Origin of the sequence: Sphingosinicella sp., from assembly GCF_052387495.1 — a bacterium.
Taxonomy (GTDB): Bacteria; Pseudomonadota; Alphaproteobacteria; order Sphingomonadales; family Sphingomonadaceae; genus Allosphingosinicella.
Map to the genome: position 1 here is coordinate 1 of NZ_JBQTJC010000197.1, position 7,126 is coordinate 7,126.

At 69.7% G+C, this 7,126-nt stretch carries 7 protein-coding genes; 1 reads left to right on the top strand and 6 read right to left on the bottom strand.

The annotated features are described in order from the left end of the window. A partial coding sequence (locus ACT4N8_RS11010) for an Hpt domain-containing protein (protein WP_444858169.1) occupies positions 1-214 on the bottom strand: 214 nt, incomplete at its 3' end. Positions 215-452: 238 nt separating this feature from the next. Here ACT4N8_RS11010 and ACT4N8_RS11015 point away from each other — a divergent pair. Continuing rightward, positions 453-2,576 carry a hypothetical protein gene (locus ACT4N8_RS11015; RefSeq protein ID WP_444858170.1) on the top strand — a complete coding sequence of 708 codons (2,124 nt, stop codon included), beginning with the start codon at positions 453-455 and terminating at the stop codon, positions 2,574-2,576. 1 nt (position 2,577) lies between these two features. On the opposite strand, the gene ACT4N8_RS11020 is transcribed toward ACT4N8_RS11015, so the two are convergent. The 5 genes from ACT4N8_RS11020 to nuoN form a co-directional block, all read right to left on the bottom strand. Then, the gene (locus ACT4N8_RS11020) at positions 2,578-2,838 is read right to left on the bottom strand and encodes a DUF1467 family protein (protein ID WP_444858171.1); all 261 of its coding nucleotides are present in this window, start codon (positions 2,836-2,838) and stop codon (positions 2,578-2,580) included. A gap of 5 nt (positions 2,839-2,843) precedes the next feature. Then, positions 2,844-4,481 carry a ribonuclease J gene (locus ACT4N8_RS11025; RefSeq protein ID WP_444858172.1) on the bottom strand — a complete coding sequence of 546 codons (1,638 nt, stop codon included), beginning with the start codon at positions 4,479-4,481 and terminating at the stop codon, positions 2,844-2,846. 84 nt (positions 4,482-4,565) lie between these two features. Next, positions 4,566-5,348, bottom strand: a complete 783-nt coding sequence (locus ACT4N8_RS11030; RefSeq protein ID WP_444858173.1) for a type III pantothenate kinase — start codon at positions 5,346-5,348, stop codon at positions 4,566-4,568. A 10-nt stretch (positions 5,349-5,358) separates the two neighbouring features. Then, positions 5,359-6,042, bottom strand: a complete 684-nt coding sequence (locus tag ACT4N8_RS11035) for a biotin--[acetyl-CoA-carboxylase] ligase (RefSeq protein ID WP_444858174.1) — start codon at positions 6,040-6,042, stop codon at positions 5,359-5,361. After that, positions 6,039-7,126, bottom strand: a 1,088-nt coding sequence (gene nuoN / locus ACT4N8_RS11040) for an NADH-quinone oxidoreductase subunit NuoN (protein WP_444858175.1), incomplete at its 5' end; no start/stop codon positions are given. The genes nuoN and ACT4N8_RS11035, both read right to left, overlap by 4 nt.

Genomic DNA, 7,126 nt, shown 5'->3' on the forward strand with positions numbered 1-7,126 from the left:
GCGCGACCAGGCCGCTCGAGCCGAAGCTGGCGGCGAGGCTCTTGAGCCGCGACGAGGCGACCACCCAGTTCGCATCGCAGCGCGCGCGGCCCATCAGGTCGAGCTGGCGCGCCGCGCTCTCGATGAAGGCGGCGCGAAGCTCGTTCATCAGCTCGCTGTCGCTGCCGACCGCAGCCGCGAGCGAAGCGTTCAGCGCTCCCGGATCATATGCCATGTGCCTCGCTTAAGCCGAACCGCGTTAACGGGCCGTTTCATGTCGGGGGGAAAGTGCTACAGTCCGGCTCATGAACATGGGGGCCGAGCGCGCCGAGGCGCAGCCGCGGAACGACAGAGAGTGGGAAGCCGGCGACGCGCGCGCGCCCCCCACCGCGTCGTTCGATTCCCAGAACCTGATCGAGTAACGCGACTCGCCCGACCGCGCGACCGGACGCAGGCTGGTCGGCGGCCTGCTCTTGCTCGTGGCCGCGGGCTGGCTGGGCTTCAGCGGCTACACTTTGAGCCGCGCCTGGCCGGTCGCGGACGGGGCGGCCTGGATGGCCTGGACCGCGACGATCTCCGCGCCGCTGATCCTGCTCGCTCTCCTCTGGCTGATCTTCGGGCGCAGCTCGCGGCGCGAGACGGAGCGCTTTGTCGAGGCGGTGGCCGCGATGCGGCGCGAAAGCCAGGCGCTGGAAAGCGTACTCACCATCGTCGACACCCGGCTCAGGGACCATCGCGCCACGTTGAGCGACGAGGCGGCGCGGCTGATGGCCCTCGGCGACGAGGCGTCGGACCGGCTCGGACGGGTGACCCAGTCCCTCGCCCGCGAGTCGGCGGAGATCGATCGCACCGCGCAGGCGCTCGATTCCGCGGCGGCAGCGGCGAAGGTCGATATCGGCGTACTCTTGAGCGACCTGCCCCGCGCCGAGCAACAGGCGCGCGCCGCTGCGGATTCGATTCGTGCGGCGGGCCTCGGCGCGCACGAGCAGGCGGCAGCGCTGGAAGGGCATCTCGCCGCGTTGAGCGCGCGCGGGCGCGAGGCGGACGAAGTGGTCGGCGGCGCGGCGCAACGGCTGGGCGCCCAGGTCGCGCGGCTGGAGAGCAGCGCGGGCGCGGCGGTGGAACGGATGGACCAGGCCGCGGTTTCGATGAACGCGGCTGTCGACGGCGCGATGGCGCGCGCCTCCGAATCGGTCGCGCAGGCGCGGGCCGGGCTCGAGGCGCAGGGCCAGGCGATCCTCGCGACGATCGAGCAGAGCCGCGCCGCCTTCGAGCAGGCGGGCGCGGAAGCGGGCAGGACAATGATCGAGCGGCTGGAGGCGGCCGGCACCAGCGTGACCGCGCTCGCCGAGCGGATCTCGGCGCAGGACGCGGCGAGCGATACGCTCGTCAATCGCCTCTCGGCGCAGCTCGGCGAGATAGATGGCCAACTGGGAGCCCTCGGGCGCACCGGGGAAGAGCAGAACGCCCGACTGACCCAGTCGCTCGGCGCGTTGCGCGGCGTCGTTCAGGCCCTGCGCGGCGAGGTAGAGCAGGGTTCCTCGGAATCCGGCGTGCTGATCGACCGCAGCCACGAACTGGCGGAGGCGCTGAGCGCGGTGACCGCGCAGTTGCGCGAAACCGTCCCGGCCGCGCTCTCCGACGTCGAGAGCCAGGCCGAGCGCACCGGCGCCGCGGCGCTGGCCATCGTGCCGCCGGTCGAGGCGGCGCAGGCCTCGGCGGCGCTGACGGCTCTGTCGCTCGCCGAGAGCGAGGAGAGCCTCGCCCGCCAGCGCGACGCGCTGGACGCCTTGATCGCCGCGGTGCGCGATGGGGTCGCGGACGCGCAGGGCAAGCTCGGCGAGCTGGGCGCGGCGGTAAGCGCGGCGGACGGCGCCCAGGCGCGGCTGGTTCAGGAGACAGGCCCGGCCCTGATCGACGCCCTCGTGCGGGTGCGCGACGCGGCGAACCAGGCGGCCAATCATGCCCGCGAGGCGATCGTCGCGGCGATTCCCGACAGCCTCGCCGCGCTCACTGAAGCGGCGCGCGAGGCGCTCGACGAGGCGACCGCCGAGCCGGTCCACGACCAGCTCGCCGAAATCGCCGGCGCCTCGCAGCGGGCGATGGCGGTGGCGCGGCAGGCGAGCGAGCGGCTGACCCGTCAGTTGCTGACGATGAGCGAGACCGCCGCCGCGATCGAGGACCGCATCGCCGAGGACCAGGCCGCTCGCGAGGAGCAGGATGCCGAGGCGCTGACCCGCCGCGTCTCGCTCCTGATCGAGGCGCTCAACTCGACCGCCATCGACGTCAATAAACTGCTCTCGAACGAGGTCGCCGACACCGCCTGGGCGGCCTATCTCAAGGGTGATCGCGGCGTGTTCACCCGACGCGCGGTGCGGTTGCTCGATTCGGGTGAGGCGCGCGCGGTGCAGCGGCAATATTCGGACGAACCCGATTTCCGCGATCAGGTGAACCGCTACGTCCACGATTTCGAGGCGATGCTGCGGCGCGTGCTCGCGGACCGGGAGGGCGGGACGCTCGGCGTCACCCTGCTCTCCTCCGACATGGGCAAGCTCTACGTCGCCCTCGCCCAGGCGATCGAGCGGCTCAGGCGCTGAGCTAGTTCAGCCAGTCGAGCTCGCCGACCCCGATCCAGCCGTAGATCCAATTGGCGTAATAGAAGCCGAACAGGACCGCGCTGACGATGGTCGCACGGAGCGCCGCCTTGGCGAAGCTGAAGCTGTGCGGCGCGCTTTCGGCGTGGCCTGGCCCCCGCTCCTCCCCCGCCTCCTCGCTGGTGCGCACGCCGAAGGGCAGGACGAGAAACAGGCTCATCGTCCAGAACAGCACGTAGATGGCGAGGATCGAGGTGAGGCGCACGTGCTTCAGGTGCGCACGAACAGCACGCTGACGACCGGCTTCTTGCCGGTCCAGTCGGTGGCGCAGCGGCGGACGGCGAGGCGCACGGCCTCACGCAATTTGTCCTCGCTGCCGCTGCCCTTGGCGACCGCCGCCGCGGCGGCGTCGCAGGCTTCCTCGAGAAAGGCCTCGCGGTCCTCCTCGACCGGTATCCCCTGGATGTCGATCTCGACCGTGCCGACGACCCGGTCCCGGTCGTCGAGCGCGACCGCGACGGAGATCAGGCCCGCGATCGAGAGCCGGCGGCGCTCGTTCATCGTGCTGCCGTCGGCGGCGAGGATGACGTCACCGTCGAGGATCAGCCGGCCAGCGCGCTCCTCCGACACTTTCTCCGGTCCGTTCGGCGCGAGCCGGACGAGGTCGCCGTTCTTCTGGACGATGCCGTGCGGCACGCCGCGGGCGCGGGCGAAGCGCGCCTGCTCCATCATGTGGCGCATCTCGCCATGGACCGGGACGATGATCTCGGGCCGGATCCAGTCGTACATCGCGGCGAGCTCGGGCCGGCCGGGATGGCCGGAGACGTGGACCGGCGCCTGGCGGTTGGTGATCATCTCGATCCCCTGCGCGGCGAGCTGGTTCTGGATGCGGCCGATCGCGATCTCGTTGCCGGGGATCTGGGTCGAGGAGAAGATGACGAGGTCGCCCCGGTCGAGCGCCAGCTTGTGCTCGCCGAAGGCGATCCGCGAGAGTGCGGCGCGCGGCTCGCCCTGCCCGCCCGTGGCGATGATCATCACCTCGCGGCGCGGCAGGCGCATGGCCGTGTCGAAATCGATCGTCGGCGGGAAATCGGTCAGATAGCCGACGCTCTTGGCGACGCCGAGGATGCGGTCGAGCGAGCGGCCGGCGACGCAGACCTGGCGCCCGGTGTCCTGCGCGACATGGCCGAGCGTCTTCAGCCGGGCCGCGTTGGAGGCGAAGGTGGTGACGAGGACTCGGGCGTCGGCCTCCTGGACGATCTCGTCCAGCCCGTGGCGAACGCCGAGTTCCGAACCCGAAGACGCCTCGTTGAAGACGTTGGTGGAGTCGCACACCAAGGCGAGCACGCCCGCGTCGCCGATCGCGCGCAGTTCCGCCTCGGTTGAAGGATCGCCGAGCTGGGGGCTGTCGTCCAGCTTCCAGTCGCCGGTGTGGAAGACCCGGCCATAGGGCGTGTCGATCAGCAGCGCGTTGCCCTCGGGGATCGAATGGGCAAGCGGGACGTAGCGAAAGCCGAACGGGCCGAGCCGGAAATCGCCCGCCATCTCGACCGTATTGAGCCTTACCTTGCCGGTCAGCCCCTCCTCCTCGAGCTTGCCGGCGATCAGGCCGGCGGTGAACGGCGTCGCGTAAAGCGGCACGCCGAGATCGTGGGCGAGATAGGGGATCGCGCCGATATGGTCCTCATGGCCATGGGTGAGGACGATGCCGATCAGGTCCTGCTTGCGCGCTTCGATGAAGGCGAGATCGGGGAGGACCAGCTCGCCGCCGGGATAGGCCGGATCGGCGAAGGTCATGCCGAGATCGACCATGATCCACTTGCCCTCGCAGCCGTAGAGATTGACGTTCATGCCGATCTCGCCCGATCCGCCGAGCGCGAGGAAGAGGAGTTCTTTGCCGGGTTTCATTCGTTCCGTTTTCTTTCGTCATTGCGAGCGGAGCGAAGCAATCCAGTCTGGATTGCCGCGTCGCTCCGCTCCTCGCAATGACGCCTAGGCGGGGCGTTGGCTCCGCGCAAACAGCATCGCGAGGCCCTGGATGGTGAGATCGCCCTCGATCGCGTCGAACAGGTCGGTGCGCTTGTCGAACAAGGTGGCGAGGCCGCCGGTGGCAATCACCTTCACCGGACGCCCGATCTCGGCCTTCATCCGCGCGATCAGGCCCTCCATCATCGCGATATAGCCCCAATAGATGCCGATATGCATCTGCGCCTCGGTGGTGCGGCCGATCACGCTGACATCGTCCGGCGCCTCGATCGCGACCCGCGGCAGCTTGGCCGCCGCGGCGACCAGCGCATCCAATGAGAGGTTGATGCCGGGCGCGATGATCCCGCCTTTGTAAGCGCCGCTATAATCGACCGCGTCGAAGGTGGTCGCGGTTCCGAAGTCGACGACGATGAGGTCGCCTTCGTAGAGCGCATGCGCTGCGATCGCATTGAGCGCGCGGTCGGCCCCGACCGTGGCGGGATCGGCGACGTCCAATTCGATCCCCCATCCGGCCGGCGGCTCGCCGGCGATCAGCGCCTCCACCCCGAAATATTTGCTCGCCAGCACCTTCAGATTGTGGAGTGCCCGGGGAACGACGGTGCCGACGATGACGGCGGTCACGTCGCCACGCGAAAAGCCCTCCAACTCGAGCAATTGGTGCAGCCACACCGCATATTCGTCCGCGGTCCGCCGCGGATCGGTCGCGATCCGCCAGCGCGCGCGGATCGCGCCCTCCTCGACCAAGGCGAAGACGACGTTGGTATTGCCGGCATCGGCGGCGAGCAGCATCGCGAGCCCTTCAGATCAGGAACACGTCGCCGGCGTGTATGACGCGCAATCCGCCGCCCGCCAAGCGCAGGCGGAGCGCGCCGCTCTCGTCGAGGCCGTCGAACAGGCCTTCGGCGTCGGCGGTGGCGAGCGGGGTGCCGAGCGGATGGGCGGCGGCGAGCCAGCGGGCGCGGACCGGCGGCAAGCCCTCGCTCCGCCAGCGGGCAAGCCAGCGGGCGAAGGCTTCGGCGAGGACTTCGAGAAACGGGCCAGGCTCCGGCGCCATGCCGGCGAGCGCGGCCAGGCTGGTGGCGGGACGGCCGAGGTCGCTTGGATGGTGCGTGAGATTGACGCCGAAGCCGATGACCACCGCCTCGCCTTGCCGCTCGAGCAGCACGCCGGCGAGTTTGGCGCCGTCGAAGAGCAAATCGTTCGGCCATTTGATCTGCGCCGAGGGCGCGTAGATCGCCACGACCTCGTGCAGCGCCACCGCCGCGACCAGCGCCAGCGTCGGCGCGGGCGGATCGTCGGGCTGGAGACGGACCAGCGTGCTGGCGTAGAGATTCCCGGGCGGCGATTGCCACGCCCTTCCCTGCCGCCCCTTGCCGCCGGTCTGCCAGTCGGCACGCAACCAAATGCCCTCTGCCGCGCCGTCGCGCGCAAGCGCCGCGACATCGTCGTTGGTCGATCCGGTTTCGGCGACGGTGCGGATCAAAAGAGCGAGAGCGCCGCGACCAGGGTGGCCTGGCTCAGCACGGGAATGGCGAGATAGCCCAAGGGCGAGACGAACAGGGCCGAGGCGAGTATCAGGCCGGCGCCGACCGGCTCACGGGTCTCGGCAAAGACCGGCGCGGGCTCGTCGAAATACATCAGCTTGACGATCATGATGTAATAGAAGGCGCCGATCACCGAGGTCGCGATCGCCACCGCCGCGAGCCAGGTAAGATCGGCCTGCACCGCCGCCTGGAAGACCAGGAACTTCGGCCAGAAGCCGAAGAGCGGCGGGATGCCGGCGAGGCTGAACATGAACATCGCCATGCCCGCGGCGAGCCACGGCCGGCTGCGCGACAAGCCGGCGAGGCTGGCGATGGTCTCGACCGGCTGATCGTTCGCGTCGCGCATCCTCAGCACGACGAGGAAGGCGCCCAGGGTCATGACGATATAGACCGTCATGTAGAAGAGCACCGCGGCGACGCCCTGCGGCGTGCCGGCGGCGAGGCCGACCAGGGCGAAGCCGACATTGTTGATCGAGCTGTAGGCGAGCAGGCGCTTGATGTTGCGCTGGCCGATCGCGGCGACGCCGCCGAGGATTGTCGAGGCCAAAGCCGCGAAGATCACGATCTGCTGCCAGGCGTCGGTCGCCGGACCCATCGCGTCGACCGCGACTCGGACAAGCAGCGCCATCGCCGCAACCTTGGGCGCCGAGGCGAAGAAGGCGGTGACCGGGGTCGGCGCGCCTTCGTAGACATCCGGCGTCCACATGTGGAAGGGCACGGCGCTGATCTTGAAGGCGAGGCCGGCGAAGACGAAGACGAGGCCGAAGAGCTCGCCCATCGAGACGCCGCCCTCCGCGAAGGCCGCGGCGATTCCTTCGAAGCCGGTCGTACCGGTGAAGCCGTAGAGCAAAGAGATCCCGTAGAGCAGGATGCCGCTCGCCAGCGCGCCGAGCACGAAATATTTGAGGCCCGCCTCGGCCGAGCGCGCGTCGGTGCGCTGGAAGCTGGCGAGGACGTAGGCTGCGAGGCTCTGCAGCTCGAGGCCGACATAGAGGGTGAGCATGTCGGTCGCGCTCACCATCA